Origin of the sequence: Mycobacterium sp. SP-6446, assembly GCF_001954045.1 — a bacterium.
Lineage (GTDB): Bacteria > Actinomycetota > Actinomycetes > Mycobacteriales > Mycobacteriaceae > Mycobacterium.
Window position 1 is genome coordinate 1 of sequence record NZ_MBEM01000167.1, and the last position, 24,892, is coordinate 24,892.

Below are 24,892 nucleotides of genomic sequence, written 5' to 3' on the forward strand. Positions count from 1 at the left end.
GTCACCGGCGTCTTCTCCGTGAAATCCCCCCGAAACTGCAGATACACCAACCACAACACCAACGCCGCAATCAACAAGACCGCCACACCGACCAACTTGTAAGGGCGCGTCGGCGGCTTGTTGACCTTCAATCGCGGAGTTGTCATGGCAGCTACACCGTGAAAGCGAAGTTCGGGTTGACGCCGTAGAGCGCCATTTCGGCCAACAGGACGATGACATTCACCGAGACGAGCGAGAAGCGCATGGACCGCCCGACGGCCTCGCCGACCCCGACCGGTCCGCCGCTGGCGTTGTACCCGTAGTAGCAATGGGTGAGCATCACAACCCCCGCCATGATGATGACCTCGCCGAACGACCAGAACACGTCATTGGGACGCAAGAACGTCCGGAAGTAGTGCTCATAAGTTCCGGTGGCCTGTCCGTACAGCACCGTGGTGACGACGGCCGGAGACAGGAAGGACATGATCAGCCCCAACGAGTACAGCGGGATGATGACCACCAGCCCGGCCAGCGCCCGGGTGGAGACCAGGTATGCCACCGAATCGATCCCCATGACCTCCAGCGCGTCGATCTCCTCGCTGATCCGCATGGCGCCCAGTTCCGCGGTGGCGCCGGCACCGACCGTGGCCGCCAGCACAACGCCGGAGACGACGGGGGCCACAAGACGCACGTTGATGAGCGCGGCGACGAATCCGAGGAGGGCCTGGATACCGATTTGGCTCAGCGACGCGAAACCCTGAAGGGCGACCAGCGAGCCGGCGGATAGCGTCACGAAGGAGATGATCACCGCGGTGCCGCCGACGACGGCCATGGCGCCGGTGCCCATGCCGACCTGGGCGATCAGCCGCAAGATTTCCTTGCGGTAACGGGTCAGCGCCCAGCCCATGCCGCGACCGCCGATTACCGCGAACCAGCCCAGCTTTCCGGCTTCGTCAAGTGACCCGGTGGTGAAGCCACCGACGCGACTAAGGTTGGCGGCCAACCGCGGGAAGCGGGCGCGAACTACTCCGCTCGTCGTCATTTCACTGCGCTCGTTCCGAATTTGACACCGATGGTGGTCAGCACCACGTTCACTGCGTACAGCGCGACCACGGCCATCACGACGGTCTCGTTGACGGCGGTCCCCAAGCCCTTTGCGCCGCCGCGGACGGTCAGGCCGCGGTAGCAGCCGATCAGGCCCGCGATCATGCCGAAGGTCGCCGCTTTGACCGTTGAGATGATCACTTCGGGCAGCCCGGTGATCAGGGTCAGCGTGGCGAGGTAGGCACCGCCGGACACATTCTGGAGGTAGACGCCGAAGAGGAAGCCTCCGACCAGTCCGACCATGCTCACGAGGCCGTTGAGCAACATCGCGACGGTCGCACACGCCAGGACCCGGGGCACCACCAATCGGTGGATCGGGTCGATGCCGAGCACCTCCATCGCATCGATTTCTTCGCGGATGGTGCGAGCACCGAGGTCGGCGCAGATGGCCGTGGCCGCCGCGCCGGCGACCACCAGCACGGTCACGATCGGGCCGATCTGGGTGACCACAGCGACGCCCGCGCCCGCCCCCGAGATATCGGCGGCGCCGACCTGGAGCAGCAGGATGTTGAACGTAAAGATGAAGAGCACCGTCACCGGCACCGAGACCGCCATTGTCGGCAGCAGCGCGACGCGCATGATGAACCAGCACTGCAAGACGAACTCGCGCCACTGGAACGGCCACCGGAATGTTGCCCTGCCGGTCAGCACACACATCCGGAAAAAACCGCCGACGAGCGTGAGGAAGGGGGCCACGCGGTCGCGGGCATAGTCGGTCAGCCGTGGCCCTGTGGCCGTCGTCGTCACCGCTGTCCCCTCCCGCAGGCACCGCGCGCTTGCCAGCGCCGCGGCGAATCGTGTCGCACGCCCTGTCCTTGCCCGGACCCTTCGTATGTGACCATCGGCTCCCTACTCGCAAGTAGTAACGGAGACCACAGGAATGTACCCGATGGCCGAGCACGTGTGAACCGACATCTGCACAATTAACCCTTCGTCAATAACGGGCAAACGTTTCGGTTTTCGTCAGCCCTCCTCTCCGGCCGTTGAACCACTTGACGCAGAACGGCTTTCAGACGCGTCCGCGCCGCCGTAGCGCAGACGCAGCTCAGTCTTGAGCACCTTCCCGGCGGGGTTGCGGGGCAGCGCATCGACGATCTCGAGCGCCTTGGGGTGCTTGTAGCGGGCGAGCCGCTCGGTCAGGAAGCCGTCCAGGTCATCGAGCCGAAGCTGGTCGCCGCTGACGGCCGCGACCGCTATGGGCACCTCGCCCCACTTCTCGTGAGCGCGGCCGATGACGGCAACCTCGACGATGTCGGGATGGCCGGCGAGGACGTTTTCCACCTCCGCGCAGTAGATGTTCTCGCCGCCGGAGATGATCATGTCCTTCTTGCGATCCACCACCCAGACGTAACCCTCGTCGTCCATCCGCACGAGGTCCCCCGAGTGGAACCAGCCGCCCGCGAACGCCTCCTCGGTGGCCGCTGGGTTGTTCCAGTAGCCGCTCATCAATGTTGGTGCGCGGTAGACGATTTCGCCGACTTCGCCGACGGGGACGTCATTCATGTTCTCGTCGACGACGCGGGCGGCGACGGTGGGGATCACCTTTCCGACCGATCCACGCTTACGGATCGCGTCGTCGCCCAGCAGCATGCAGGTGACCGGTGACATCTCGGTCTGACCGAATGCGGCCAATATCTGGGTGCCGGGGAACGTCGCCGACATCTCGCGCAGCAGGGCATCGGGGGCCGGAGCGGCTCCCCACGACATCACCCGCAGCCGCAGATCACGCGGTCGCGCCTGCTGTTCGTTGCATACCGCCTGCCATTGTGCGGGCACCAGAAAGATACCGGTGACCTTCTCCGCCGCCAGCACGTCGAGCAGCTGGCCCGGGTCGAACGCACCGAGCGGGTAGATCACGGTGGGGATGCCGAGCAACAGCGACGTCAGCATGTTGCCGATCCCGGCGATGTGGAAGAACGGGACACCGACGAAGCCGACGTCGTTGTTGATGTCGGCGCCGTTGGTGTACAGGCCGGTCATCGTCTGGCCGGTCAGGTTGGTGTGGGTCAGCACGGCGCCCTTGGGGCGGCCGGTGGTGCCCGAGGTGTACATGATCAGGGCGGGCGAGTCGTTCGGGATGTCGACGGGTTCGTGCGGATCACCGGTCTCGTTGATGAGGTCCTCGTAGCCGAAAACCCCGTCGTCGGTGGAAGCGGCCGCGACGATGATCGTGCTCAGCACCGGCTGGATGTCGCGGACCCCGGTGGCCACCGGGGCGAGCACGGGTTCGGTGATCATGACGCGGGCTTCGCAGTCCTCGACGAGGAAGGCGATTTCGGCCGGGGTAAGCCGGAAGTTCAGCGGGACTGCGATGGCCCCGAGCATGTTGGCGGCCAGCACCGACTCGATGAATTCGGTGCGATTGAGCATCAGGATCATGACCCGGTCGCCGAAGCCGACTCCCCGCCGGCTCAATCCGTCGGCCAGTGCCGACACCCGGTCCTGTAGTTCACCCCACGTCACGGTGTTGCCGAGGAAGCGCAGCGCCGTCGCGTTCGGCTGCATCATCGCGTGCCGCTCGAGCTGGTTCACCCAGTTCTGCCGCCGGGCGCGGTAAGGCTGCTCGGTGAGTGCGGACGTCGTGTGGCTGGCCAACTGTGCGGTCAACTACTACCTCCCCTTACACTCGCGCACCGCTTGCGCCAGGTTGATATTTGATAAAACATGGTGTTGTGTGGGTCACACTATGGCTTTAGTGCCCCAAAGACAACCCCCGCCGAGCCCCTGAAAGCCCTGGCAGTCCCCGTGAACGCACCGATTTCCACGAAGCCGCGGAGCCGGCGGCCACTGCGCAGGGCGCAGTTGTCCGACGAAGTCGCGGGTCGCCTGCGCGCGGCGATCATGTCCGGGACATTGCGTCCGGGGACTTTCATACGCCTGGACGAGACCGCGGCCGAACTCGGGGTCAGCATCACCCCGGTGCGCGAGGCGCTGCTGAAACTGCGCGGCGAGGGCATGGTGCAACTGGAACCGCATCGCGGTCACTTCGTGTTGCCGCTGACCCGCCAGGACATTCAGGACATCTTCTGGTTGCAGGCGACGATCGCCCGGGAGCTGGCCGCCGCGGCCACCGACCACATCACCGACGGCGAGATCGAGGAGCTCGACCGCATCAACAAAGCGCTGGAGGCGGCCGTCGGCTCCGGCGACGCCGAGGCCATCGCGGGCATTGAGTTCGCGTTTCACCGCGTCTTCAACCAGGCCAGCGGGCGGATCAAATTGGCCTGGTTCCTGCTGAACGCCGCGCGTTACATGCCGGTGCTGGTGTACGCCGGCGACCCGGAATGGGCTGTGGCCGCGGTCGACAACCACCGGAAGTTGATCGCCGCGCTGCGCAAGCGCGACGCCGCCGCCGTCATCGAGCACACCGTCTGGCAATTCACCGACGGGGCGCAGCGGCTGACCGAGATGCTGAAGCGATCGGGGATCTTCGACTGAGCCCCGGGATTTATTAGGTCGCGGACAGCTGCTCGGCGCGCTGCTTGAGGTTGTCGGCGAGGTGGTCGAGCACGGTGTTGAGCATGGACTTCACCATCGGCGCGGGCACGGGCATCGAGGGTTCGACATCGATGTCGACCGTCAACAGGCTCGATGCACCGATCTCGACCACGCTGAACAGTTGTTCCTGCTTGGCGAACAGGTCGCCCTGCTGCATGACGGTCTGAATCTGGTTCTCGCCGGGGTAGTACACGGCCTGGATATAGGTACCCGCAACGCCTTGGACCTCGGTGTCGAGCCGCAGCTGGCTGGGCCGCCCGTCGTCGTAGCGGGCGAGCACCCACAGGCCCTTGATCTCGTCGTTCCACTGCGGGTACGCCTCGAAATCCGCGACGATGCCCATGATCGAGGCGGCGTCGGCACCGACCTCGACGGTCTTGCTCAGGACTGGCATTGGCGAAGCATAGCCAAGCCGCGAAAGGCCCAGTGCTGGGCGCCATCTCGGCGGCTTCTATTTATTGCTTCTATTTATTGCGGCTCCGCCGGTGCCACGCGGGCCGTCGACAGCAGTGCGCGGATGGTGTCGGGAATCGGGACCGGCTTGCGGCTCGTCCGGTCGACGTAGACGTGCACCCAGTGCCCCAGCGCGGTGATCGGTTGGGCCCGGGCGTCGTCTTGCCCCCCTTCGGACCCGAACAGCCCGAGCCGGTAGGTGACGCTGCTGCGACCCAGCCGGGTCACGGCGAGGCCGACCACCAGGTTTTGCGGGAAATGCAGCTCGGAGAAGTAGCGGCAACCCGACTCGGCGACGATGCCCAACTCGGGCATGGTGGTCGGGTCGAGCCCGGCGCTGGTGTTGATCCAGGCGTTGATCGCGGTGTCGAACAGCTGGTAGTAGACCGCGTTGTTCAGGTGGCCGAACATGTCGTTGTCGGCCCATCGGGTTCCCACCGGCCACAGGACGGGGAAGTCGCGGCTGGTCAACCCGTCCGGTGCGGGCGGAATCGCTGGAGCCGAAGTCATGCGTCTTGACTACCAGTAGCGCATGGCTTGCCGAAACAAGTCCGCCAGAACGGGCTTGCTCATCTCGCGTGGAGCATTCTGCAGGAGGCGCTGCTGGGGGTGGGCGCCTTCGGTGAGTGCCGCCACGTCGTCGTCGGTGTAGCCCACCCCGCCAAGCCCGTTGGGCATGCCCACCGCTCGCATGATGCGGATGAGTTCGTTGGCCAGCACCTCGCCCGCGTCTGGCGCGCCGGCGCCGCGCGTGTCGGCGCCGAGCAGCCGCGCGCCCTCCAGGTGGCGCGCCGGGCTGACCTCCGCGGTGAAGCGGAACGACGACGGTGCGTTCAGGATGACGGCCATGCCGTGCGGTACGAGCGGCTCGTCGGCCGGATAGCCCGAGGGCCGGAAGTCACGCACCAGCCCTGCGACGGCGTAGGCCATGCCGTGCGGCGCGTGAACGCCCGCGTTGCCGAAGGCGATGCCCGCAAGCGTCGCGGCCCACATCATCTGCTCGCGGGCCTCACCGTCGGACGCGTCGCTGACCGCGCGCTCCAGAAACCGCCCCAACAGGCGCAGCGCCTCACGACAACCCAGATCGCTCCACGGGTTGGCGCCCTGGCTCATGGGCCGCAGGCTGGGCCGTTCGGGTGCGTGCCGCTGGACGTAGGGCCGCGCCGTGAAGGACTCCAGCGCGTGCGACAGCACATCGAGCCCGGCCGAGGCGACCACTTCGGGCGGCAGGCTCGCCGTGCAGTCGGGGTCGACGAGCGCCTCCGTCGGACGCAGAGCGTGCGAGGCGATGCCCGTCTTCGCCTTCAGCGACAGGAGATCGAAGATCGTGATGCCGGTTACCTCGCTGCCGGTGCCGGCGGTCGTGGGGCACGCGATATGCGGCTTGAGCGGGCCGGGCACCGGTTTGCCCTCGCCGATCGGCTTATTGACATAGGTCAGGAAGTCGGCGGGATGGGTGGCGTACAGGTTGGCGGCCTTGCACGTGTCGATGACGGAGCCGCCGCCCAGCGACACGTAGCCGTCAGGGTTCGACTCCCGGGCGAATCGCGCGGCGTCGAGGAAAGACGCGTCGGTGGGCTCGACATGGGCGTCGGTGTAGGTGACGACGTCCAGTCCGGCCGCGACGAGCGACTCGTGCGCCTTCGCGAAGATGGGCAGTTCGGCCACGCCGGCGTCGGAGAACAGGGCCACCCGCCGCACCCCGAGAGCGCGTGCCCTGTCGCCCAATTCCGCCAGACAACCGCGTCCGAAAGTCACCCGCGACGCGTCGACGGTGAAGGCTGCGTCGCAGCCCTCGGCGACGATCGAGAAATCGCAGCACGCCATCGGTGCCATCCTAGGGGCGTTCAGATCTCCCAGGCCCGCCGCAGCGCTTCGCCTTGCAACGCGAACAGCCGCTCGGACACGGACCAGTCGGGCAGCAGCGAATCGAACCCGTGGCAGGTGCGAGCGAACACGTGCAGTTCGGTGGAGACGCCTGCGCGCAGCAGTCGCAGCGCATAGTCCACCGCCTCGTCACGGAAGGGATCGATCTCCGCGCACGTGATCAAAGTGGGTGGTAGGCCGTCGAATCGGTCTCGGCGCGCGGGCACGGCATCCCCCGAGGCGGCTGTCGGGCCCAGGTAGTGGCGCCACATCAGCTCCGCCGCCTCGCCGTCGAAAGCCGGACTGGTGCGAAACTGCGCCTTCGACGCGGTGGCCCGATCGTCCAGCACCGGCTGGTGCAGCAACTGGAACACGATCTGCGGTTCACCCGCGGCGCCGTGCGCCAGGCAGGCGGCCAGGGCGGCACCGGCGCTGCTGCCGGCGACGGCCAGGCGTGCCGCATCGATGCCGAGTTCGGCGGCGCCGGCGGCCACCCAGCGCAGCACGGCGATCGCGTCGTCGAGGGCGGCCGGATAGGGATGCTCGGGGGCGAGCCGGTAGTCGACCGACACCACGGTGCACCGGCCGCGCCGCGCGAGCTCCACGCACTGGCGGTGATCGGTGTCCAGGTTTCCCAGCGCGAAGCCCCCGGCGTGGCAGTACACCACCGCCGGGGCCCGCGGCTTTGCGCCGCGATAGATCCGCACCGGCACGCCGCCGGTTTTGGTCGCTACGGTGTGATCGATGATCTGGATACCTTGCGCCGCAACGTATTCCGCCGCGATGCAGCGCCGCTCGTTGAACGGTCCGCGCATGAGTTCGATGGCGGCCGGCGTGAAGTCCGTCCGCGTGGTGGCGACGGTGCGCAGCGCGGGATCGAGCCGATCGAAGCCGTCCAGTTCGGTCATGTTGTTTCCAGCGCCCCCACCGAGTCCCCGTCCCTGGCGGAGCGGGCCTCGGCCCGGAAGCTGAAGTCGGCGGGCCGGAACCGGCGCGTCATTCCCCAGAAGCTACGCGCGCTTCGCGGCCACTGCGTGACCACCCGGCCGTTCGGGGCTCGGAAGTAGTTGCTGCACCGGGTGGTCCAGACGGTGCCGACCATCCACCTATCGATCTTGGCGACGAACTCCGCCAGCGCCGCGGGCCGCACCGCGATGTACGTCTTGCGTTTGCGTCGCAGGTATTTCAACGCCCGCACGATGTAACGCGCCTGGGCTTCGAGCATGAAGATGACGCTATTGGAGCCGACGTTGGTGTTGGGCCCGTACAGCATGAAGAAGTTGGGAAACCCCGGCACGGCCATGCCGAAGTACGCGTGCGCGCCGTCGCTCCAGGCCTCGCGCAGTGTCGTTCCGTGTTCTCCGGATACGTCGAGTTCCCCCAGATAGTCGGCCGCCGCGTAGCCGGTGGCGCACACCACGACGTCGACGTCGCGTTCGCGGCCGTCCTCGGTGACCAGCGAGCGCGTCCGCAGGTAGCGGGCCGGGCTATTCACTACCTCGACGTTGGGCAGCGTCAATGCGGGCAGATAGTCCGACGAGAACACCAGTCGCTTGCAGCCCATCGGGTGATCAGGGGTCAGCTTTCGGCGCAATTCCTCGTCGGCGACGGCCTTTTCGAGCATGCTCAGGGCTAGCGCGGTGAACTCCTGGGTCTTTTCGCTGCCGTGCTCGATCACCGAGATGTTGGATTCGCTGCGCAGCCACAGCCGGGTCCGGTACAGCTTCTTGGCGAACGGCACGTGGGCGAGAATCCAGCGCTCCCGGTGCGTGTAGTGCCGGTCCGGCTTGGGCAATATCCAGGTCGGCGATCGTTGCACCGAATACACCCGGTCGGCGACCTTGGCCAATTCCGGGACCAGCTGCGAGGCCGTCGAACCCGTTCCCAGCACGGCCACCCGCTTTCCTTCAAGTGGGATCGCGTGATCCCATCGCGACGAGTGCATTACGGTTCCGGTGAACGGCTCCTGCTCGACGAGATCCGGTAGCAGCGGCCGGGTGAACAATCCGACCGCGGAAACCACGACGTTGAAATGGTGTCGCGTCCCGTCCGCGGCCGTAAGGCACCAGCGCTGCGTGTCGTCATCCCAGCTGGCGGAACGGATTTCGGTGCGCAGTTTCAGGTGGGGGCGAAGACCGTATTCGTCGGCGCAGCGTTCGAAGTAGGCCAGGATCTCCGGCTGCGGTGACCACAGCCGCGACCAGTGCGGGTTCAGGTCGAACGAGTAGGAATAGAGGTGCGACTTGACGTCGCATGCCAGGCCCGGATAGGTGTTGATCCGCCACGTTCCGCCCACGTCGTCTTCGCGGTCGAAGACGGTGAAGTCGTGAAAACCGGCCCGCTTCAGCAGGATTCCCAGCGCCAAGCCGCCCGGCCCGGCACCGATGATGCCGATCTTCATCGGATCTGCAGGCATTGCCCACCGTCGACGACCAACTCCGAACCCGTGATGAACGACGCCTCCTCGGAGACCAGAAACGCGACGGCGTCGGCGATCTCGCGGGGCTGTCCGAGCCGTCCGAACATCGCCGTCTCGGCCAGCCGTGACTGTGTGTCCGCGTCGAGCATTTCGGTGGCGACCGGTCCCGGGAACACCGCGTTGACGCGAATGCCCGACGGCGCGAGTTCGGCGGCGGCGGTCTGGGTCAGCCCCCGCAATGCCCACTTGGATGCGCCGTACGCGCAGTGGTGCGGGAACGGGCGCATCGCCCCGGTGCTGCAGATGTTGACGATCGCCGCGTGTTCGGCCGCCAGTAGCAGATCCAGGGTGACGCTCATGCCGAGGAACGCGCCCAGACAGTTGACCCGCCAAGCCTTTTCGAAATCCTCGGCCGTCTCGTCGGCCAAGGCTGCCCGGTGCAGCACTCCGGCGTTGTTGACCAGTGCGCTCAGCGACCCGAACGCCTCGACGACGCGCTCGACGGCCTCGCCCCACTGCTCCTGGGACGTCACGTCGAGCTGGACCGCGATCATGTTGTCGTCGCCCAGCTCGTCGACCGCCGCGGCCATTTCACCGGCCCGCACATCGCAGGCCGCCACCGAATATCCGTCTGCGCGTAGCCGTTTGGCGATGGCCCAGCCCTGCCCGCCGGCGGCGCCGGTAACCAGTGCGACACGCTGATTCATGATCACGGAACCTCGGGGCTGTCGGAGAGGCCGTGGCTGGTCACGAACTGGCAGCGCCGCCGCCGGAAACACCACCGCCCGCTATTCGTGGGGTCGCGGGCCAGTTCGTCGTCGTAGAGCGCGGGCCGCAAGTGGAGGTCACCGGCGCGGACGAACAGCACCTGGGATCGGGCGGTCGCGGTGTCGACGCGGACATCGATGCGCGAGGCCCCCGTCAGATGCAGGCCGCGCGGCGCATCCCGGAACATCTTCTCTATCTCGTCGAGGCCGGCGAAAGACCGCCCGTAGACGACAAATTCGGCATCTTCGCTGAACAGCCGTAGGCAGCCCTCGATGTCGCCGGCGTCGAGGGCCAGCGCGTAGCCGGCAATCACTTCGCGAATCGCGCCTTGGTCGTCGGTCATTGTCCGGTCGCCTCACGTAGATGCTCCGCGGCGCCGCGCCGCAGCGCCTGCGATTCGGCCGCCAGGGTGATCATCCGAAATCCCAGCTGCGCCATGGCGTGACCGGTCTTGCCCCCTCCGGCATGGATCCCGGTGAGCAGCCCGGCGTCGGTCGCCACGCGGTGAATTCGCTCGATCGCGTCCCACACCTTCGGATGGCCCGTCGCCCCGACGACGTCGACACCCATCGAGATGGCCAGATCGGCCGGCCCGACATAGATTCCGGCCAGGCCGTCGACGGCACAGATCTGATCCAGGACCGACAGCGCCCCGGCGGTTTCGATCATCGCGAACACGCTCACGCGGGATTCGTGCTCGGCCGGGTCGAGACCGAGGCTGGCGCGCAGCGGGCCGAAACTGCGCACGCCCGCCGGCGGGTAGCGGGAGGCGGCCACCGCCGCGGCGGCCTCGTCAGCCGACTCGATCATCGCGATGACGACGGCGTCGGCGCCGGCGTCCAGCACCCGCCCGATGGGTGCGGCGTCGGCATTGGGCAGGCGCACCACGGTAGCGATGGGGAGGTGTTCGATGCGGCGCAGTATGCCGGCGATGTCGGCGTCGTCGAGGTAGCCGTGCTGGGCGTCGAAACCCAGATAGTCATACCCGGCGCGGGCGAATTCCTCGGGCCCGATCAGCGTCGGGCCGGTGATCCAGCCACCCCACAGCGGGGCCGGGTGGTCGCCGCCGAAGATGCTCATTGCGCGATCGCGATCTTGATGCGCTCCGGCACCGGCCGGCAGGCCAGCTCGAAAGCCGCCTGGACGTCTTGCACATCTTGGACGCCGAAGGTGTGGGTGAGATACGAGCCCAGCAGCCCGGGATGGTCCGCGGCGAATTTGCCGGCGAGCTCCAACATTCGCCGCCGGTCAAGCGTCACACCGGATTTCAGCGTCAGGTTGTTGCGCAGCATGAGTCGCATGCTAATCGGGTAGGCCTCGTCGTCGGCGACGCCGAAGTAGAAGACGGTGCCGCCGGGGGCGGCGGCCTGGATGGCGTGCCCGAGCGTCGCGACCTGGTGGCCGACGGCCTCGATGACGATGTCGGCCCGGTCCGCGGGCGCCAGCTGGCTCACCCAGCGGTCGCTGGTGGCGCGCACCCGGTCGTCGACGCCGAATGCCGTTGCGACGCTGTCGCGGTCGATGGGGTCGACCCCGGTGACGCGCCGGGCCCCGGCCGCCTTGGCGACGTAGGAAAACAGCAGTCCGATCGAACCCTGGCCGATGATCGCGACGTGACGGCCGGCCAGGTCGGGTAGTTGCTCGCAGGCGTAGAGGACACACGCCAGTGGTTGCAGGCCAACGGCTTCGGCGGGGGTCAGCGCCGGGTCGTAGGGGGCCACCCCGTTGCCGTCGGTGACGACGAGTTCCATCAGCCCGTCGAATCCCGATGCCCAGCCCACCACCAGATCGCCGGCGCGATGATCGGGATGCCGACTGGCGATCACCTCGCCGGCGACCTCATGGATCGGGAATCCGTCTTTCTCTGCCGCGCTGGGCCCGTTGTCTCCGGGAAGCCGGCCCTGGGCGCCGCGGAACGCCGGCAGGTCGCTACCGCAGATGCCCGCGGCCAGGAACCGCAGCAGCACCTGGCCATCGCCCAGGTGCTCGGGTGTCTTGTCGGCGATCGACGTCCGCTCGAACACGTAGGGCGCGACGATCCGATAGGACCACACGTCAGACCTCCACGGGGATCTTGTTCCATCCCCATTGGAAGCTGGACGGCAGGCGCGTCGCGGACTCGCGCTGGATTGCGTAGTCCGGCACCCGCCGCAGCCATTCGGTCAGCAGCACGTCGATTTCCAGCCGGGCCAGGTGATAGCCGATGCAGAAGTGCTGACCGCGACCGAAGGCCAGCGACCGGCGGATGGGTCGGTTCCAGACGAACTCGTCGGGCTCGTCGTACTCCCGCTCGTCGCGGTTGGCCGACGCCAGCAGGGTGATGACGCGCTGGCCGGGCCGGATCGTTTCGTCGTGAATGCTGAAGGGCTTCCGCGCGGTTCGGGCGAACCACTGCGCGGGCGCGCAGAACCGGATCATCTCCTCCCGGGCCACCGGCACGTTGGCATTCGGGTCGGCACGCACCGCGGACAATTGGTCGGGCCGCCGGGACAGCTCCCACAGCCCGTGGGCGACGATCTTCGGCACGGTTTCTGTCCCACCGATGAAGATGCACAGCATCTGCGTCGCGGCTTCCACGTCGGACAGGGCGCTGCCGTCGGGCAATCGGTAGCCGAGCAGGCCGTCGACAACGGGCAACGCGGCCCCGGCAGGGTCGGTCCGGCGCCGCTGCACCACAGGCGTGAGGTACTCGAGGTAGTTGGGCCGTGCTTGTGCGGTGTCGACGCCTTCGCCGGGCTCGGCCAAACTGCCGACATTGACCGCTGCCAACACTTTTGGTGCGAGATCGTCTGGCAGGCCCAGCAATCCGCACACGATCGACGCCGCGACGATGCCGCCATACTCTTGCGTCAGGTCGAAGCAACCCCGTGGCAGCAGCTCATCGAGGCGCTCGTTGGCCAGCGTGCGAATTCGGGCTTCCAGCCCGGCGACCGACCTCGGACGCAACGGCTGGGAGTGCGCGCGCCGGATCTCGGCGTACAAATCGGTGTCGAAGACGGCGTGAAACGGTAACGGATGCAGCGGCGGATCATCGAGGGGCCCATCGTTGTGCTGAGCCAGCACCGACGCCGGGGGCAATGTGCCTTCCGTCGCGACGAACGTTCCGTCGTTGACTTCGAGCACCCGCCAGATGTCCTCGAAGCGGGACAGGGCGAAGGTATCCCACTGCGGCATGTAGTACACCGGGTAGCGATCGCGCAGGATTCGGTAGTACGGCAAGGGGTTTGCCATCACCCGCGCGTCGAATGGGTCGTAGGTGAAGTCCACTTGTGCGCCCGTCACTGCAGCGGCGAGGGCGGTAGGGCCTGCAGAATCGAATCTTCCCAGCCGTCGCGCAGCGCGGGCGCGACGCTCATCCAGGTGACGATCTCGGCGGGTGGGCTGTCCTTCCAGGACGGGTAGTGGTTGGCGAAGCATTCCCAGCCGCCGTCGAGTGCCCAGTAGTGGATGACCTCGTTGTAGCGGAACGTCGTGGTGAACGAACCCAGCCAACGCTTCCCCGTGCGTTCCGACCAGGGCACGTAGAGCCGCTCCAGCTCGCGGATGTAGTCGTCCTGGCGGCCCGGCTTGGTCTGCATGATCTCCTGAATCACCAGCGGCGCAGTGAAATTGGATTCTCGCAGTTGCGCCAGCGTTTTGTTGCTCGGCCCGGGGTACATGATTCGCCCCTCCCCCGAGGCGCCGATGTCGGACAGAAACGACGACCATTTTCCGGCCGCCGCCTCGTGGCTGCCGCCGCGCGCCTGCGCCGCCCCGATCCTGGCGTAGTCGGCGAAGGCGTCGATCTCCCAGATGACCGTCACTTGCGGCCAGTGGCCGTTGTAAGGGGTGGATTCCCAGATCGCGAACAGCCGGGCACCGAGTTCGGCCATCATCGGCTGGTAGACCTCGGAGAAGACTTCGGTGAAGCGATCGCTGCGACCGGACCCGAGCGAGATCGTCTCGTGCAGATAGAGCAGGGTGTGGCCGTAGTACTTCTTCATGGGCGAGTCATGAGCTGGTCGGCGCGCTAGTCGATCCGGATCAACTCTGAGTCGGCCCGCGAACACGTAGCGGTGTCACACAGCAGCGGCTCGGTGCCATCGACCGACTCACACGAAATCCCCGCGGCAGCAAGCGCGTAGCCCTTGAACGTCCGCGCCGCCGCGCTCAGTACGTGCTGCGCCCTCGTCGTCGCGCGATTCACTCCTAGGGGCCACCCATCGCCCCACAACGCGACTTCGGTCAAACCGTTGTCCAGGGACTTGAGCACCGCGTCGCGTACCCGCTCGTCTGCGGTGAATGCCTCGGCGCTGACGGCCAGGCTGTGGCCCGGCGAAGCGAGCTGCGCGTCCAGTTCCGCTGTCCGCACGCCGAGGATCCGAAGCGACCGGGAGTCGCGGCCCTTCGGTAGCAGCACGGTCACCTGCCATCCGGCCATCACCCGGTCGTAGAGCCAACCACCGGCCGATTGCACGACGTCGCCCGCGGTGGCCGCGACGACGTCCAGCCGGTATCGCAGGCACTCACCGTCGGCCCGGGTTGCCCGCCCGGCACCGAGCCGGCTGCTCTCGCTGATGTAGGGAGTGACCATCAATCCGTTCCTCACCGCCGCACCGAAACGGTGCATCGGCGTTACCGCAACGCTCGTCCTGGGCTGTTGGCCGCCACGCGGCTCACCGGACAGCGTGACACTTCAGCGCAACTTTGTAAAGGTGCGACCGACGGTCACACGCCGCGGCGGGCCTTGAGCTCGGCCAGGATTTCGTCGGTGTGCTGACCGAGTTCCGGTGCGACAGAACGCGGTGACCATGGCGTGCCATGGAAATCGGCCGGCGTCGCCACCATCGGCACGGTGGATTCTTTGTCCGGCACGTCGACGATGCCGCCGGCGGCGTGGAACTGCTCGTCGGCGACGACGTCCTCGATGCTGTTGACCGGCGACCAGAAGAAATCGGGTTCTCCCGCGAAGGCCTCCGCCCATTCGTCAAGCGGTTTGGTCGCGAAGATCTCGTCCAATTCGGCAATGAGCGCGGCTCCGTTGACGGCGCGGGCGCGGGCATCGCGGAATCGGGGATCGTCGAGCCACTCGGGGCGGCCGACGGCACGACACAGCGGCGGCCAGTGCCGGTCGCCCTCGAGGCCGACGATCCAGAACCGGCGGCCATCGCCGGCGGTGTAGTTGTTCATGCACGGGTTGCCCATGGTTTCGCGTTGCCCGATGGCGATCGGCTGGCCGGTCAGCAGATAGGTGTTGATGTCGAAGCTGACGGTGTAGGCGCCCTGGCGGTACAGCGAGGTGCTCACCAGCTGGCCGGTCCCGGTGCGTTCGCGGGCGAGCAGCGCAGCGCAAATGGCCGCGGCCAGCGTCATGCCGGCCGAGTGGTCACCCATGCCGCCGCGCTGAAACGGCGGGGTGTCCCCGGGCCGGGTGAGCAGGTGCGCCACGCCGGCGCGCGACCAAAACGCAGCGACGTCGTAGGCGGCGCGGTCGGCGTCGGGCCCGTCTTCGCCGTACCCGGTGATCAGGCCGTAGACCAGGCGGGGGTGGCGCGCCGACACCGACTCGAAGTCGAGGCTCAGCTTTCGCAACGCGCCGGGGCGCACGTTGGTGACGAAAACGTCTGCGTCCGAGAGCAATTCGAGCGCGATGGCGTGGCCCTCTTCGGTGGTGAGGTCCAGGATGATGCTGCGCTTGGAGCGGTTGTCCATTTCGAACGGCGGGTTGACCCCGAGGTCGCAGCCGAGCATCCGGCCGAACAGGCGCCCGGGGTCGCCGCGCGGGGGCTCGATCTTGATCACGTCGGCGCCCCAGTCGGCCAGGATGCCGCCGGCGGCCGGCCCGGCCACCCAGACCCCGAGTTCGACGACTTTGATGCCCGCTACCGGTCCCGTCATGGCTACGTTCCTACTCCGTGCTGCCGCAGGGTGGCCAACCCGCCGTCACTGACGGATAGGTCAGGCGTGTCCCGGCGTGTCGGGCAGCGCCGCACGCCACTGGCGCCACAGAGCGCGGTCGGTCATTAAGTCGAGCAGGCTGCCGAATCCGCTCGGATAGACAAGCGACACCAGCCATTCCCGCGAATCGCCTTGGCTCACACGGAAACCGCCGCGGTAGAACTGACGGAGCCATTTGATGGTCAGTTGGTCTCGGCGAAAGTCGAAGACCACCACCGGCTCACCCGACGAGAGCTTCGCCTTGTAGTCGGTGAGGCCCAGCTCCTCGTCGACCCATTTCGAGTACTCGGAGGCCACACAGCGCAGATTGGTGTCGGTCAGCTGCAACTCGACGTTGACCCACCAGGAATTGCCCCGGTTCTTCAACAGGTAGGCCTTGGTTTGTGGCGGCGCAGTTGCCATCTTGTCCTACTCCGTCGTGGTTTGGGTCTCGTCTGGGCGTCAGCGTAGCGCGTGCTTGAGCCGCTGAGTCGCCTTGGGGGACAATCGCAACCATGACTCTCGTAGCCGGACGTGGTCCGTTAAGCGGTGATCCGGCCGGGCGGTTCTCGCCCGCGCTGCCGTCGGAGGTCGTCTTCGTCGAGCCGCACCCGCGGCGCGTCCAGGCCTTCCGGGACGGGCGAGCGATGATCGACACCGAGCGTGCGCTGCTGGTGCACCGCCGGGGTCGTGCGCTCAGCTACGCGTTTCCGGCCGACGAGGTCGGCGACCTGCCCACCGAACCCGAGCCGGAGGCGCCGGGCTTCGTCCACGTGCCCTGGGACGCCGTCGACACCTGGCTGGAAGAGGGCCGCGAGCTCGTTCAATATCCGCCGAATCCCTACCATCGGGTCGACTGCCGCCCGACGCGGCGCCGCCTTCGTGTCTCGGTCGGCGACGCCGTTTTGGTGGACACCGAGGACACGGTGATCCTGTTCGAGACCGCCCTCGAACCGCGCCTCTACGTCGATCCCTCGCACGTGCGCACCGATCTGCTGCGGCGCTCGGAGACGTCGAGCTATTGCAACTACAAGGGATTCGCGACGTATTGGTCCGTCGTCTCGGGCGACCAGGTCGTCGAGGACGTCGCCTGGAGTTACGCGGACCCGCCCCCGGAAAGCCTTCCCATCAAAGGGTTCCTGAGTTTCGACGCCGCCCGCGCCGATGTGGTCGCCGAGCTGCCGCTCACCCCGGGTAGCTGGGCCGCCCCAGTTTGAGCTCGTGCTGGGCGATCATGTTGCGGAAGACCTCGAGGGTGCCGCCGTAGATCCCGAGCGGCAGCGCCAGCCGGTACAGGTGTTCGGCCGCGCCCTCGGCGACGGAACCGCGGGCATCGGCGGGCAGCGCCGACGCCGTCCCCGCGATGTCCATCAGATCGCCGGAGATGTCGCGCATCGTCTGGGCGACCGCGACGCGCCCGAACATGCCCGGCGTGGCCAGCGCCGCCTCCACCCGCGCGACGCTGCGCCCCAGCCGGTACTGCACCGATTCGTCGGCCGCCGGCCCGACGATGCCCGCGACGGTGTCGACCACTTCGGCCATCACGTCGCCGTGAGCTCCCATTGCCGCAAGGTATTGCAGGCCATGGTCTTCGCGATCGACGACGCCGTGCTCGGAATCCAGCGCCGCGCGCATTACCGTCCAGCCGCCGTTGACCTCACCGATCCGGTAGAGATCGTCGACGCGTACGTCGCTGTAGTAGACGATGTTGGTGCGGTCGCCGTCCAGGGTGCGGATGCCCTGAATCTCGATGCCCGGTGAATCGAGCGGCACCAGAAACATGGTCAGGTTCTTGTGTTTCGGCCCCTGCGGGTCGGTATTGGTGAGCAGAAAGACGTACTTGGCGTTCTGCGCATTCGACGTAAACATCTTGGAGCCGTTGATAATCCACGCATCGCCGTCGCGCACCGCGCGGGTTTTGCAGGTGGCGACGTCGGAGCCGCCCTCGGGTTCGGTGTAGCCCAGGCAGAGCCGGATCTCACCGGACAGCACACCGGGCACGACTTTGGCGGCGAGCTCCGGCGCACCGAATTGCTGTACGAGCCGCGCGACGACGGACGTGGTGCCCCAGTGATACCAGGGCGTATGCGCCCGGGCGATCTCCAGTTGAAAGATGCGCCGGCGAACCGCGCTGAATCCGCCCTCGGACTCGAGCTTCCAATCCGACGCCAGATAGCCGGCCTCGCCCAGCGCCAAATGCACTTGCTCGTCGAAGTTTTCGCCGAACTCCCGCTGGCGGCGAAGCACCTCGTCGGTGACGTGCTTGGTGATGAACGCCCGGGTCTCCTCGAGGAAGGCCTGGTCCTCGGCGCTGAGTTCGACGTGTGAGAAGTCCATTTACATCGCGTCGATCACCCGAGTGCGGAACCGCTCGAGGGTTTCCAGGGCGTGCGCCATGCTGTCGCCGGGCAGCCCGACGCTCACCCACGTCACTCCCAGGGCGGCAAGCTTTTCCAGACCGTCGAGGTAAGCGTCGGCGTTGAATTCGTCGTCGGCGGGGCTGCCGCCCTCGAAGTTGCTGAACGTAACGTCGATCGTCGACCAATCCCTGCCCGCCTCATCGCAGCGGCGGCGCAGATCCTCGATCCCGGCGCTGAGGCGCTGCACCGAATCGATGACGGCGGTGCCCGCCGTTTGCGCCAACTGCGGCGGGGCCGGGAACGGACACCAGCCGTCGCCGTAGCGCGCCACGCGCTGGCGCGATGCCGCCGTGTTCCCGCCGATCCAGATCGGCGGGTGCGGGCTGGTGATCGGCCTGGGGTGCGCGGTGATGCCGCGCGCGCTGAAATGCTTTCCCTCAAAGGACATGTCGTCGCTGGTCCAGATCGTCCGGATCACCTGCAGCGCTTCCTCGAACAGCTCCGCGCGCTCGTCGTAGTTCACACCCAATGCGGCGAACTCCCGTTTGAGATAGCCGACGCCGACCGCGAGCGTGAACCGGCCGCCGGAGAGCAAATCCAGCGTGGCGCCGGACTTGGCCACCACGAAGGGGTTTCGATACGGCAGCACCACGATGTTGGGGATCAGCCGCAGCGTGGTCGTCGTCGCCGCCGCGAAACCCAGTGCGACAAAGGGATCCAGGGCGTCGTGGCCGCCGGCTTCCAGCCACCGCTGCGACGGCGCCGGATGGTCGGTGAACCCAAACCCGTGGATGCCCGCCGCCTCGGTGGCCGCCGCCACCTTCCCGATTCCCTCGCCGCTCAAGAACTCCGGGTTGTACGGATGGCTGTGCATCGGGTGGGTGATGGTGAAGCGCATGGCAGTCAGAATCGCGCGCGAGAGTCGATGGCCGTGTCGCTGGTGCGCAGCGGCCGGATCAGCGCCTCCTGAGCGAAGGAGCACAACAAGTCTCCGGCCTCGGCGTGCACGGTGCCGCGCACGTACGACATTCCCGCGCCCACCTGGGTGCTCTCGTGCGTGTAGAGCAGCCACCCGTCCCAGCGCACCGGCTCGTGGAACGCCACGGAGATGCTCATCGGCGCGGTGGACACCGTCAGGTGCGCCTGACTGGTGCCGATCCCCGGGTGCGCGCGCATGGTGGTGGAGATGCCCAGGTGTCCGGTGAAGTATGCGACGAGCGCCTTGGCCAGGTCGTCGCGGGCCGGGATCGGGTCGTAGTGCAGCCACGCATACAGCTCCGGCGGCCCGACCTCGTCGGGGCTATTGACGTCGACGACGTCGACGAGGCGCAGATCGCGCCCGCCCATCGGCATCTCGGCATGGTTGGCGTCGGCCGGCGCGGCCACGTCGGGCCGCGGCAGGTGGTGGCGGATGACGTCGCCAGTGGGGACGTCGGCCAACACCGTGATGCTCAGGCAGCGTCGCCCGTTCTGGTGCACGGCGACGACCGCGGTCGCGGTGGACCGGCCCTCGGCGACGACGTCGAGGACGAATTCGACCGGCGGGCCGACGGCGATCGCGCGGGAGAACACCGCGTGCGCCGAGCGCACCGACTTGTCCGGGAATCGTTTGGCCACCGCGACGATGGCCTGCGCGAGCACTTGGGTGCCCTCCACCACCTGCCGTTCGTCGCCGCCGGCCCCGATGTCGCCCGCGGTGTCGCCGGTGAACCGGTCCTGCCCGTCGGCCCGCACGTCGAACAGATCCAGCAGGCCCTGCACCGTCCACTCGGTCTGCTCGGATTCCTCGGAAGCCTTCGTCAAATCCGGTCCACCTCTCGCGCTAGCAGCTCACGGCTCAGCGTGACACTTTGAGTAGGATTTGTAAAGCTTGGCTAACAAGACCGCGCGCGGCTTTCTGCCGCGAGTGCCCGGCGGGCCGGGTGCTGCGCGTCCGACGCCCGGCCAGCCGGGCACTCGGCTACCGGCGACGCGGCGCGGCCACTCGACCCGCTAACGGAAAGCGCAGGGGGGCAACGCAATTGGGCATCGTCACCAGCACCTCGGAAACCGCATTCAGCCAGTCCGCCGAGGCCGTGTACGACCTCGCGCGGGAGCTCGCCCGGGCGGAAAATTGACACCGGCGCCCGCGGTGCGTGACACTTTTGCGGTGTTTTGTAAAGGCATTGGCGGATGATCCCCGAGCCGCTGGCCAACGGCTTCTGCTTCGGCGAAGGCCCGCGCTGGTTCGAGGGCCTGTTGTGGTTCTCCGACATGCTGGGCGAGGCCGTCCACACGTCGACCATGGGCGGCTCGCTGACCACGTTGCCGCTGCCCGGGCGCTCCCCGTCCGGGCTGGGATTCCGGCCCGACGGGTCGCTGCTGATCGCCTCGGCCGAGGACCGACAGGTGCTGCGCTACGACGGCGAGACCGTCGCCACCATCGCCGATCTCACCGACCTCGCCCCGGCCAACCTCGGTGACATGGTCATCGACGACGCCGGGCGCGCGTACATCGGGTCACAGGCGTTCTCGGGCGGAGTCATCATCCGGCTCGATCCCGACCACAGCGCCACCGTTGTCGCCGAGGATCTCGACTTTCCCAATGGGATGGTCATCACGCCGGACGGACAGACGTTGATCGTCGCCGAATCGATCGGCCGACGCCTGTCCGCGTTCACCATCGGCGACAACGGCGACCCGGGCGCGCTGCGCGACCGCCGGATTTTTGCCGACGGCCTGGACGGCCCGCCGGACGGCATCGCGCTCGACGCCGAAGGTGCGGTGTGGACGTCGATGACCCTGGCGCACCAGTTCGAGCGGGTCGGCGAAGGCGGCGTCGTGACCGACCGCATCGACATGGGTGAGCGCGTCGCCATCGCCTGCGCGCTGGGCGGCCCCGAGCGCCGCACGCTGTTCCTGCTGTCGAGCACCGACGCGTATCCGCAGCGCCTCGTCGGCACCCGGCTCTCGCGGCTGGACGCCGTGACGGTCGCGACGCCCGGCGCCGGCCTGCCCTGACCCGCAAGACCACGAGGGGGACGAGTGACCGACTCGTACTACGAGCTCATCGCGACGGACGCGGTGGGCGAGAAGTTTCGGGCGACCGACCTGGCGCGCGGCACCTGGTCGGCGGCGATCCAGCACGGCGGCCCGGTGTCCGCGCTGCTGGTGCGCGCGTTGGAGCGATGCGAGCGGCGCGACGACACCTGCCTGTCCCGGGTCGTCATCGACCTGTTGGGCGGGGTTCCGGCCGAGGGCGACCTGTGGGTCAGCTCGCGGATGCAACGCGGCGGCAAGCAGATCGAACTGGTCGGCGCCGAGATGCTGGCCCCCGGTCCCGACGGCGAACTCCGGCCCGTGGCCCGCGCCAGCGGATGGCGGTTGCAGCACCAGGACACCCGGCCCGTGGCGCACGCCGCTGCCCCGTTGCCCCGACCGCGATCCGAGGCCCGCGACCGCAACCTCAAGGCGCGGGATTGGGACCGCAACTACGTGCACAGCCTGGACTGGCTGTGGCTGACCGAACCGCTGAGCGCGGGCCCGGGCGAATCCTGGATCAAGCCGACCGTGGACCTCGTCAAGGGCGAGACCATGACGCCGCTGGAACGGCTGTTCGCGGTGGCCGACTGCGCCAACGGCATCGGCAGCAAGTTGGACATCACCAAGTGGACATTCCTGAACACCGATCTGGCCGTGCACGTGTTCCGGATCCCCGACGGTGACTGGATCGGCATTCGCGCGGAGACCAGCTACGGGCCGGATGGAATCGGGACCACAGTCGGCACATTGTTCGACGAGCAGGGCGCAGTCGGCGCGATTCAGCAGTCGGTGCTGGTGCGCAGCCGGCCCCCGCGGGAAGCGAAAAATCCGTGACACGTTTGCGCGACTTCGTAGGGTTTGTCTTATGAGCCATCCGGTCCAAACGGCGGAGATCGACACCTCGACGCGACAGCGCATCCTGTTGGCGACCGCCGAGGTGCTCGGCCGCAACGGCAAGACCAAGCTCAGCCTGTCCGAAGTGGCCACCCAGGCCGGGGTCTCGCGGCCCACGCTGTACCGCTGGTTCGCGTCCAAAGAGGAGCTGCTGTCGGCGTTTTCGCAATACGAGCGGCAGCTCTTCGAAAGCGGTTTGGTCAAGGCCACCGCCGGCCTCAAGGGCGTCGACAAGCTCGACGCCGTGCTGCGGTTCATCGTCGAGTACCAGCATTCGTACTCCGGGGTGCGCATGGTCGACGTCGAACCCGAGCACACCATCGCCCAGTTTTCCCACGTCATCCCGCAGATGCGCGATGGGCTGCAACGGCACCTGCCCGGCCCCAACGCCGCGGTCAAGGCGGCGACGGTGATCCGGATCGCCATCTCCCACTACATCGTGCCCAGCGATGACGCCGACCAATTCCTCGCGCAGCTGCGCCACGCCGTCGGAATCAAGCCGGCCTAGCTAGTCGAACAACACCGCCGCATTGAGGTAGCCGGTGGGGTCGAGGACAGCCTTGACCGCCCGCATCGCGGCGATGTCGGCCGGCTCGCGGGACATCCCGAGATACGGCCGCTTCAGGCTGCCGACGCCGTGCTCGGAGCTGACGTTGCCTCCGCACTGCGCGATGAGACCCATCATCGGCTCGTAGAGCGCCGGCTCGTGCTCGGCCGGGCAACGCAGGACGTTGAGGTGCAGGTTGCCCTCGCCGATGTGGCCGAACAACACTGGCAGCGCGTCGGGGACGCGCGCGTGGACCAGCGCGACCGCCTCCCGGGCGAACCCGCCGATGGCGGACAGGGGTAGCGACACGTCGAACTTCAGCGGGGGCCCGTACACGCCGAGCACCTCGGCCAGGGATTCGCGAACACGCCACAACCGTTGCTGCGCAACCGCATCCACGCCCACCGCGGGCTCGCCACACATCTGCACACCGTCGAGCAGACCGGCGAGGCGATCGGTCAGATCGTGGTCGGCGGCCAGCTCCACCAACAGCAACCAGTCACCCGACACCGGCGCGCCGACCCCGAGATGCTCGCCGGTCAGGGCGGCGGCGCGGCCGTCGATCAATTCCAGCGCGGCGATTCCGTCGACGTCCCGAAAAGTCCGGCCGGCCTCGACGAGTGCCTCGAGGTCGGCGAACCCGCAGACGGCCGTCACGCGGTGCGACGGGGCGGGGTGCAGTCGCAGATCCAGCGCGGTGATGACACCGAGGGTGCCCTCGGCGCCGACGAACAGCGCCGGCAGGTCGTAGCCGGTGTTGTCGCGGCGCACCAGGCTGTGGCGGCGCAGCAGCGATCCGTCGGGCAGCGCCACTTCCAAACCGAGGACCTGCTCGCCCATGTTGCCGTAGCGGACCGTGCGCAGCCCGCCGGCATTCGTCGAGGCCATGCCGCCGACGGTCGCCGTGTCCCGGGCGGCCAGGTCGACGCCGAACACCAAACCCGTTGCGGCGACGGCTTTTTGTACTGTGGCCAGCGGGGCCCCGGCGCCCACCTCGACGCGGCGCTCGAGCGTGTCGACGTCACCGACAGTGTTCAGCCGCTCGGTGGACACCAACACGTCATCGTGCTCGGGAACGGTGCCGGCCACCAGCGAGGTCCGGCCGCCCTGCACCGTGACGTGCGCCCCGGCGTCGCGGCACACTCGCAGCACCTCGGCGATCTGCTCGGCCGAACCCGGCCGCACCAGCGCGCTGGCCCGGCCCCGGTAGCGCCCGGTGTGGTCGACGCTGCGGCCGGCCAGCACGTCGGGGTCGGTGACGACGTGGCTCGATCCGACCGCGTCCGCCAGGTTGCGCAGCATGCTCGCGGTTATAGCACCGCCCTAAAATTCCTTGTGATTCACGTCGGTGACCAGCCCGCCGTCCATCACATACTCGCTGCCGGTGGAGTACGACGACTCGTCGCTGGCCAAGAAAAGCACGAACGTCGCGACTTCCCGGACCTCGCCCGGACGCCCCAGTGGGATCGTCACCATGTCCTCGGGCAGATGCGCGGTCATCGGCGTGCGGATGAACCCCGGGTGCACCGAGTTCACCCGAATGTTATGCGGCGCCAGCTCCAGCGCCGCCGACTTCGCCAGCCCGCGCACGCCCCACTTGGACGCGACGTAGGGGTGCACCATGGGCGCGCCGCGCAGCCCCTCGATGGACGACACGTTGATGATCGAGCCGCCCCCGGCGGCGATCATCGGCTCTACCGCGACCCGCATGCCCAGGAACGTCCCGGTCAGGTTGACGTCAATCACCTTCTGCCACTTGGCCAGATCGAAGCTCTTCAGCGGGCCGAGCGCGACGGTTCCGGCGTTGTTGACCAGCACGTTGAGCTTGCCGAATTCGCCGACCGCGGTGGCGACCGCGGCGTCCCACTGGTCAGGCTGGGTGACGTCGAGGTGCACGTAGCGCGCGGAGTCGCCGATCTCGTCGGCCAGCGCCTTGCCCTGGTCGTCCAGGATGTCGCCGATCACGACCTTGGCGCCTTCCTCGACCAGCAGGCGCGCATCTTCGGCTCCCATACCGCCGGCGCCACCACTGATGAGTGCAACTTTTCCGTCTACCCGTCCCACCCG

At 67.6% G+C, this 24,892-nt stretch carries 27 protein-coding genes; 5 read left to right on the forward strand and 22 right to left on the reverse strand.

Annotation, left to right across the window (positions count from 1 at the left end; genetic code table 11):
• Window positions 1-151: 151 nt before the first annotated feature.
• The 3 genes from A5736_RS14975 to fadD5 all read right to left on the reverse strand — a co-directional run bounded on the left by A5736_RS14975 (window position 152) and on the right by fadD5 (window position 3,690).
• Complete coding sequence (locus A5736_RS14975; protein ID WP_076121586.1) at window positions 152-1,021, reverse strand: ABC transporter permease; 870 nt, start codon at window positions 1,019-1,021, stop codon at window positions 152-154.
• Window positions 1,018-1,740 (reverse strand): MlaE family ABC transporter permease, encoded by a 723-nt coding sequence (locus A5736_RS14980; protein WP_369804962.1) that lies wholly within the window; start codon window positions 1,738-1,740, stop codon window positions 1,018-1,020. The genes A5736_RS14975 and A5736_RS14980 overlap by 4 nt, the downstream gene beginning before the upstream one ends.
• A gap of 306 nt (window positions 1,741-2,046) precedes the next feature.
• Complete coding sequence (gene fadD5, locus A5736_RS14985; protein WP_076121584.1) at window positions 2,047-3,690, reverse strand: fatty-acid--CoA ligase FadD5; 1,644 nt, start codon at window positions 3,688-3,690, stop codon at window positions 2,047-2,049.
• A 138-nt stretch (window positions 3,691-3,828) separates the two neighbouring features.
• On the opposite strand from fadD5, the gene A5736_RS14990 reads away from it, so the two are divergent.
• A complete protein-coding gene (locus A5736_RS14990; RefSeq protein ID WP_076121582.1) occupies window positions 3,829-4,521 on the forward strand; it encodes a GntR family transcriptional regulator in 693 nt (230 codons plus the stop codon).
• A 13-nt stretch (window positions 4,522-4,534) separates the two neighbouring features.
• Here A5736_RS14990 and A5736_RS14995 read toward each other — a convergent pair whose 3' ends face one another.
• From A5736_RS14995 to A5736_RS15060, 14 genes are all read right to left on the reverse strand, one after another.
• Window positions 4,535-4,975, reverse strand: a complete 441-nt coding sequence (locus A5736_RS14995) for an SRPBCC family protein (protein WP_076121566.1) — start codon at window positions 4,973-4,975, stop codon at window positions 4,535-4,537.
• A gap of 74 nt (window positions 4,976-5,049) precedes the next feature.
• Entirely contained in the window at window positions 5,050-5,544 is a 495-nt protein-coding gene (locus A5736_RS15000; protein WP_076247030.1) for a thioesterase family protein, read from the reverse strand.
• A gap of 9 nt (window positions 5,545-5,553) precedes the next feature.
• Window positions 5,554-6,861, reverse strand: coding sequence for a hydroxyacid-oxoacid transhydrogenase (locus A5736_RS15005; RefSeq protein ID WP_076247066.1), 1,308 nt, complete (start codon window positions 6,859-6,861; stop codon window positions 5,554-5,556).
• Between the two features lie 20 nt (window positions 6,862-6,881).
• A complete protein-coding gene (locus A5736_RS15010; protein WP_076247032.1) occupies window positions 6,882-7,808 on the reverse strand; it encodes an alpha/beta hydrolase in 927 nt (308 codons plus the stop codon).
• The gene (locus tag A5736_RS15015) at window positions 7,805-9,316 is read right to left on the reverse strand and encodes an NAD(P)/FAD-dependent oxidoreductase (RefSeq protein ID WP_076247034.1); all 1,512 of its coding nucleotides are present in this window, start codon (window positions 9,314-9,316) and stop codon (window positions 7,805-7,807) included. The genes A5736_RS15010 and A5736_RS15015 overlap by 4 nt, the downstream gene beginning before the upstream one ends.
• Window positions 9,298-10,026 (reverse strand): SDR family NAD(P)-dependent oxidoreductase, encoded by a 729-nt coding sequence (locus A5736_RS15020; RefSeq protein WP_076247036.1) that lies wholly within the window; start codon window positions 10,024-10,026, stop codon window positions 9,298-9,300. The genes A5736_RS15015 and A5736_RS15020 overlap by 19 nt, the downstream gene beginning before the upstream one ends.
• A gap of 2 nt (window positions 10,027-10,028) precedes the next feature.
• The gene (locus tag A5736_RS15025) at window positions 10,029-10,430 is read right to left on the reverse strand and encodes a nuclear transport factor 2 family protein (RefSeq protein WP_076247038.1); all 402 of its coding nucleotides are present in this window, start codon (window positions 10,428-10,430) and stop codon (window positions 10,029-10,031) included.
• A complete protein-coding gene (locus tag A5736_RS15030; RefSeq protein ID WP_076247040.1) occupies window positions 10,427-11,167 on the reverse strand; it encodes an HpcH/HpaI aldolase/citrate lyase family protein in 741 nt (246 codons plus the stop codon). The genes A5736_RS15025 and A5736_RS15030 overlap by 4 nt, the downstream gene beginning before the upstream one ends.
• Window positions 11,164-12,141, reverse strand: a complete 978-nt coding sequence (locus tag A5736_RS15035; RefSeq protein WP_076247042.1) for a zinc-binding dehydrogenase — start codon at window positions 12,139-12,141, stop codon at window positions 11,164-11,166. Before A5736_RS15035 ends, A5736_RS15030 begins: the two co-directional genes overlap by 4 nt.
• A gap of 1 nt (window position 12,142) precedes the next feature.
• The gene (locus tag A5736_RS15040; RefSeq protein WP_076247068.1) at window positions 12,143-13,354 is read right to left on the reverse strand and encodes a cytochrome P450; all 1,212 of its coding nucleotides are present in this window, start codon (window positions 13,352-13,354) and stop codon (window positions 12,143-12,145) included.
• An 11-nt stretch (window positions 13,355-13,365) separates the two neighbouring features.
• A complete protein-coding gene (locus A5736_RS15045) occupies window positions 13,366-14,070 on the reverse strand; it encodes an NIPSNAP family protein (RefSeq protein WP_076061228.1) in 705 nt (234 codons plus the stop codon).
• Between the two features lie 26 nt (window positions 14,071-14,096).
• Window positions 14,097-14,660: a hypothetical protein gene (locus A5736_RS15050; RefSeq protein WP_076247070.1), complete on the reverse strand. Its 564-nt coding sequence runs from the start codon at window positions 14,658-14,660 to the stop codon at window positions 14,097-14,099.
• A 134-nt stretch (window positions 14,661-14,794) separates the two neighbouring features.
• Window positions 14,795-15,964, reverse strand: coding sequence for a CaiB/BaiF CoA-transferase family protein (locus A5736_RS15055; protein WP_076247043.1), 1,170 nt, complete (start codon window positions 15,962-15,964; stop codon window positions 14,795-14,797).
• A 60-nt stretch (window positions 15,965-16,024) separates the two neighbouring features.
• On the reverse strand, window positions 16,025-16,426 hold the full coding sequence (locus tag A5736_RS15060; RefSeq protein ID WP_076247045.1) for a hypothetical protein: 402 nt from the start codon (window positions 16,424-16,426) through the stop codon (window positions 16,025-16,027).
• Window positions 16,427-16,518: 92 nt separating this feature from the next.
• Between A5736_RS15060 and A5736_RS15065 the strand changes: the two genes are divergently transcribed.
• Window positions 16,519-17,220, forward strand: a complete 702-nt coding sequence (locus tag A5736_RS15065) for a DUF427 domain-containing protein (protein WP_076247046.1) — start codon at window positions 16,519-16,521, stop codon at window positions 17,218-17,220.
• Here A5736_RS15065 and A5736_RS15070 read toward each other — a convergent pair.
• Genes A5736_RS15070 through A5736_RS15080 form a run of 3 tightly spaced genes read right to left on the reverse strand, consistent with a single transcriptional unit; the run spans window position 17,189 to window position 20,166 of the window.
• On the reverse strand, window positions 17,189-18,340 hold the full coding sequence (locus A5736_RS15070; protein ID WP_076247048.1) for an acyl-CoA dehydrogenase family protein: 1,152 nt from the start codon (window positions 18,338-18,340) through the stop codon (window positions 17,189-17,191). The two genes, A5736_RS15065 and A5736_RS15070, sit on opposite strands and share 32 nt — an antisense overlap.
• Window positions 18,341-19,261: an LLM class F420-dependent oxidoreductase gene (locus A5736_RS15075; RefSeq protein ID WP_076247050.1), complete on the reverse strand. Its 921-nt coding sequence runs from the start codon at window positions 19,259-19,261 to the stop codon at window positions 18,341-18,343. It abuts the gene before it with no gap.
• A 5-nt stretch (window positions 19,262-19,266) separates the two neighbouring features.
• Window positions 19,267-20,166, reverse strand: coding sequence for an acyl-CoA thioesterase II (locus A5736_RS15080; protein WP_076247051.1), 900 nt, complete (start codon window positions 20,164-20,166; stop codon window positions 19,267-19,269).
• A gap of 369 nt (window positions 20,167-20,535) precedes the next feature.
• Between A5736_RS15080 and A5736_RS15085 the strand changes: the two genes are divergently transcribed.
• From A5736_RS15085 to A5736_RS15095, 3 genes are read left to right on the forward strand one after another with little or no spacing between them, the layout of a single operon-like run.
• Window positions 20,536-21,363, forward strand: a complete 828-nt coding sequence (locus A5736_RS15085) for an SMP-30/gluconolactonase/LRE family protein (RefSeq protein ID WP_076247053.1) — start codon at window positions 20,536-20,538, stop codon at window positions 21,361-21,363.
• 24 nt (window positions 21,364-21,387) lie between these two features.
• Window positions 21,388-22,218, forward strand: coding sequence for a thioesterase family protein (locus A5736_RS15090; protein WP_076247055.1), 831 nt, complete (start codon window positions 21,388-21,390; stop codon window positions 22,216-22,218).
• Window positions 22,219-22,249: 31 nt separating this feature from the next.
• A complete protein-coding gene (locus tag A5736_RS15095; RefSeq protein WP_076247057.1) occupies window positions 22,250-22,786 on the forward strand; it encodes a TetR/AcrR family transcriptional regulator in 537 nt (178 codons plus the stop codon).
• Here the strand turns inward: A5736_RS15095 and A5736_RS15100 are convergent, their stop codons facing one another.
• Entirely contained in the window at window positions 22,787-24,127 is a 1,341-nt protein-coding gene (locus tag A5736_RS15100) for an FAD-binding oxidoreductase (protein ID WP_076247059.1), read from the reverse strand.
• A gap of 21 nt (window positions 24,128-24,148) precedes the next feature.
• Window positions 24,149-24,889 carry a glucose 1-dehydrogenase gene (locus A5736_RS15105; protein ID WP_076061249.1) on the reverse strand — a complete coding sequence of 247 codons (741 nt, stop codon included), beginning with the start codon at window positions 24,887-24,889 and terminating at the stop codon, window positions 24,149-24,151.
• Window positions 24,890-24,892 lie beyond the last annotated feature (3 nt).

What these genes read in the sequence shown, in the direction of transcription:
- A5736_RS14975 (WP_076121586.1), bottom strand. Translation starts at nt 1,021, where the DNA reads ATGACGACGAGCGGAGTAGTTCGCGCCCGCTTCCCGCGGTTGGCCGCC.
- A5736_RS14980 (WP_369804962.1), bottom strand. Translation starts at nt 1,740, where the DNA reads ATGTGTGTGCTGACCGGCAGGGCAACATTCCGGTGGCCGTTCCAGTGG.
- A5736_RS14995 (WP_076121566.1), bottom strand. Translation starts at nt 4,975, where the DNA reads ATGCCAGTCCTGAGCAAGACCGTCGAGGTCGGTGCCGACGCCGCCTCG.
- A5736_RS15000 (WP_076247030.1), bottom strand. Translation starts at nt 5,544, where the DNA reads ATGACTTCGGCTCCAGCGATTCCGCCCGCACCGGACGGGTTGACCAGC.
- A5736_RS15005 (WP_076247066.1), bottom strand. Translation starts at nt 6,861, where the DNA reads ATGGCGTGCTGCGATTTCTCGATCGTCGCCGAGGGCTGCGACGCAGCC.
- A5736_RS15010 (WP_076247032.1), bottom strand. Translation starts at nt 7,808, where the DNA reads ATGACCGAACTGGACGGCTTCGATCGGCTCGATCCCGCGCTGCGCACC.
- A5736_RS15015 (WP_076247034.1), bottom strand. Translation starts at nt 9,316, where the DNA reads ATGCCTGCAGATCCGATGAAGATCGGCATCATCGGTGCCGGGCCGGGC.
- A5736_RS15020 (WP_076247036.1), bottom strand. Translation starts at nt 10,026, where the DNA reads ATGAATCAGCGTGTCGCACTGGTTACCGGCGCCGCCGGCGGGCAGGGC.
- A5736_RS15025 (WP_076247038.1), bottom strand. Translation starts at nt 10,430, where the DNA reads ATGACCGACGACCAAGGCGCGATTCGCGAAGTGATTGCCGGCTACGCG.
- A5736_RS15030 (WP_076247040.1), bottom strand. Translation starts at nt 11,167, where the DNA reads ATGAGCATCTTCGGCGGCGACCACCCGGCCCCGCTGTGGGGTGGCTGG.
- A5736_RS15045 (WP_076061228.1), bottom strand. Translation starts at nt 14,070, where the DNA reads ATGAAGAAGTACTACGGCCACACCCTGCTCTATCTGCACGAGACGATC.
- A5736_RS15050 (WP_076247070.1), bottom strand. Translation starts at nt 14,660, where the DNA reads ATGGTCACTCCCTACATCAGCGAGAGCAGCCGGCTCGGTGCCGGGCGG.
- A5736_RS15055 (WP_076247043.1), bottom strand. Translation starts at nt 15,964, where the DNA reads ATGACGGGACCGGTAGCGGGCATCAAAGTCGTCGAACTCGGGGTCTGG.
- A5736_RS15060 (WP_076247045.1), bottom strand. Translation starts at nt 16,426, where the DNA reads ATGGCAACTGCGCCGCCACAAACCAAGGCCTACCTGTTGAAGAACCGG.
- A5736_RS15065 (WP_076247046.1), top strand. Translation starts at nt 16,519, where the DNA reads ATGACTCTCGTAGCCGGACGTGGTCCGTTAAGCGGTGATCCGGCCGGG.
- A5736_RS15070 (WP_076247048.1), bottom strand. Translation starts at nt 18,340, where the DNA reads ATGGACTTCTCACACGTCGAACTCAGCGCCGAGGACCAGGCCTTCCTC.
- A5736_RS15075 (WP_076247050.1), bottom strand. Translation starts at nt 19,261, where the DNA reads ATGCGCTTCACCATCACCCACCCGATGCACAGCCATCCGTACAACCCG.
- A5736_RS15085 (WP_076247053.1), top strand. Translation starts at nt 20,536, where the DNA reads ATGATCCCCGAGCCGCTGGCCAACGGCTTCTGCTTCGGCGAAGGCCCG.
- A5736_RS15095 (WP_076247057.1), top strand. Translation starts at nt 22,250, where the DNA reads ATGAGCCATCCGGTCCAAACGGCGGAGATCGACACCTCGACGCGACAG.
- A5736_RS15100 (WP_076247059.1), bottom strand. Translation starts at nt 24,127, where the DNA reads ATGCTGCGCAACCTGGCGGACGCGGTCGGATCGAGCCACGTCGTCACC.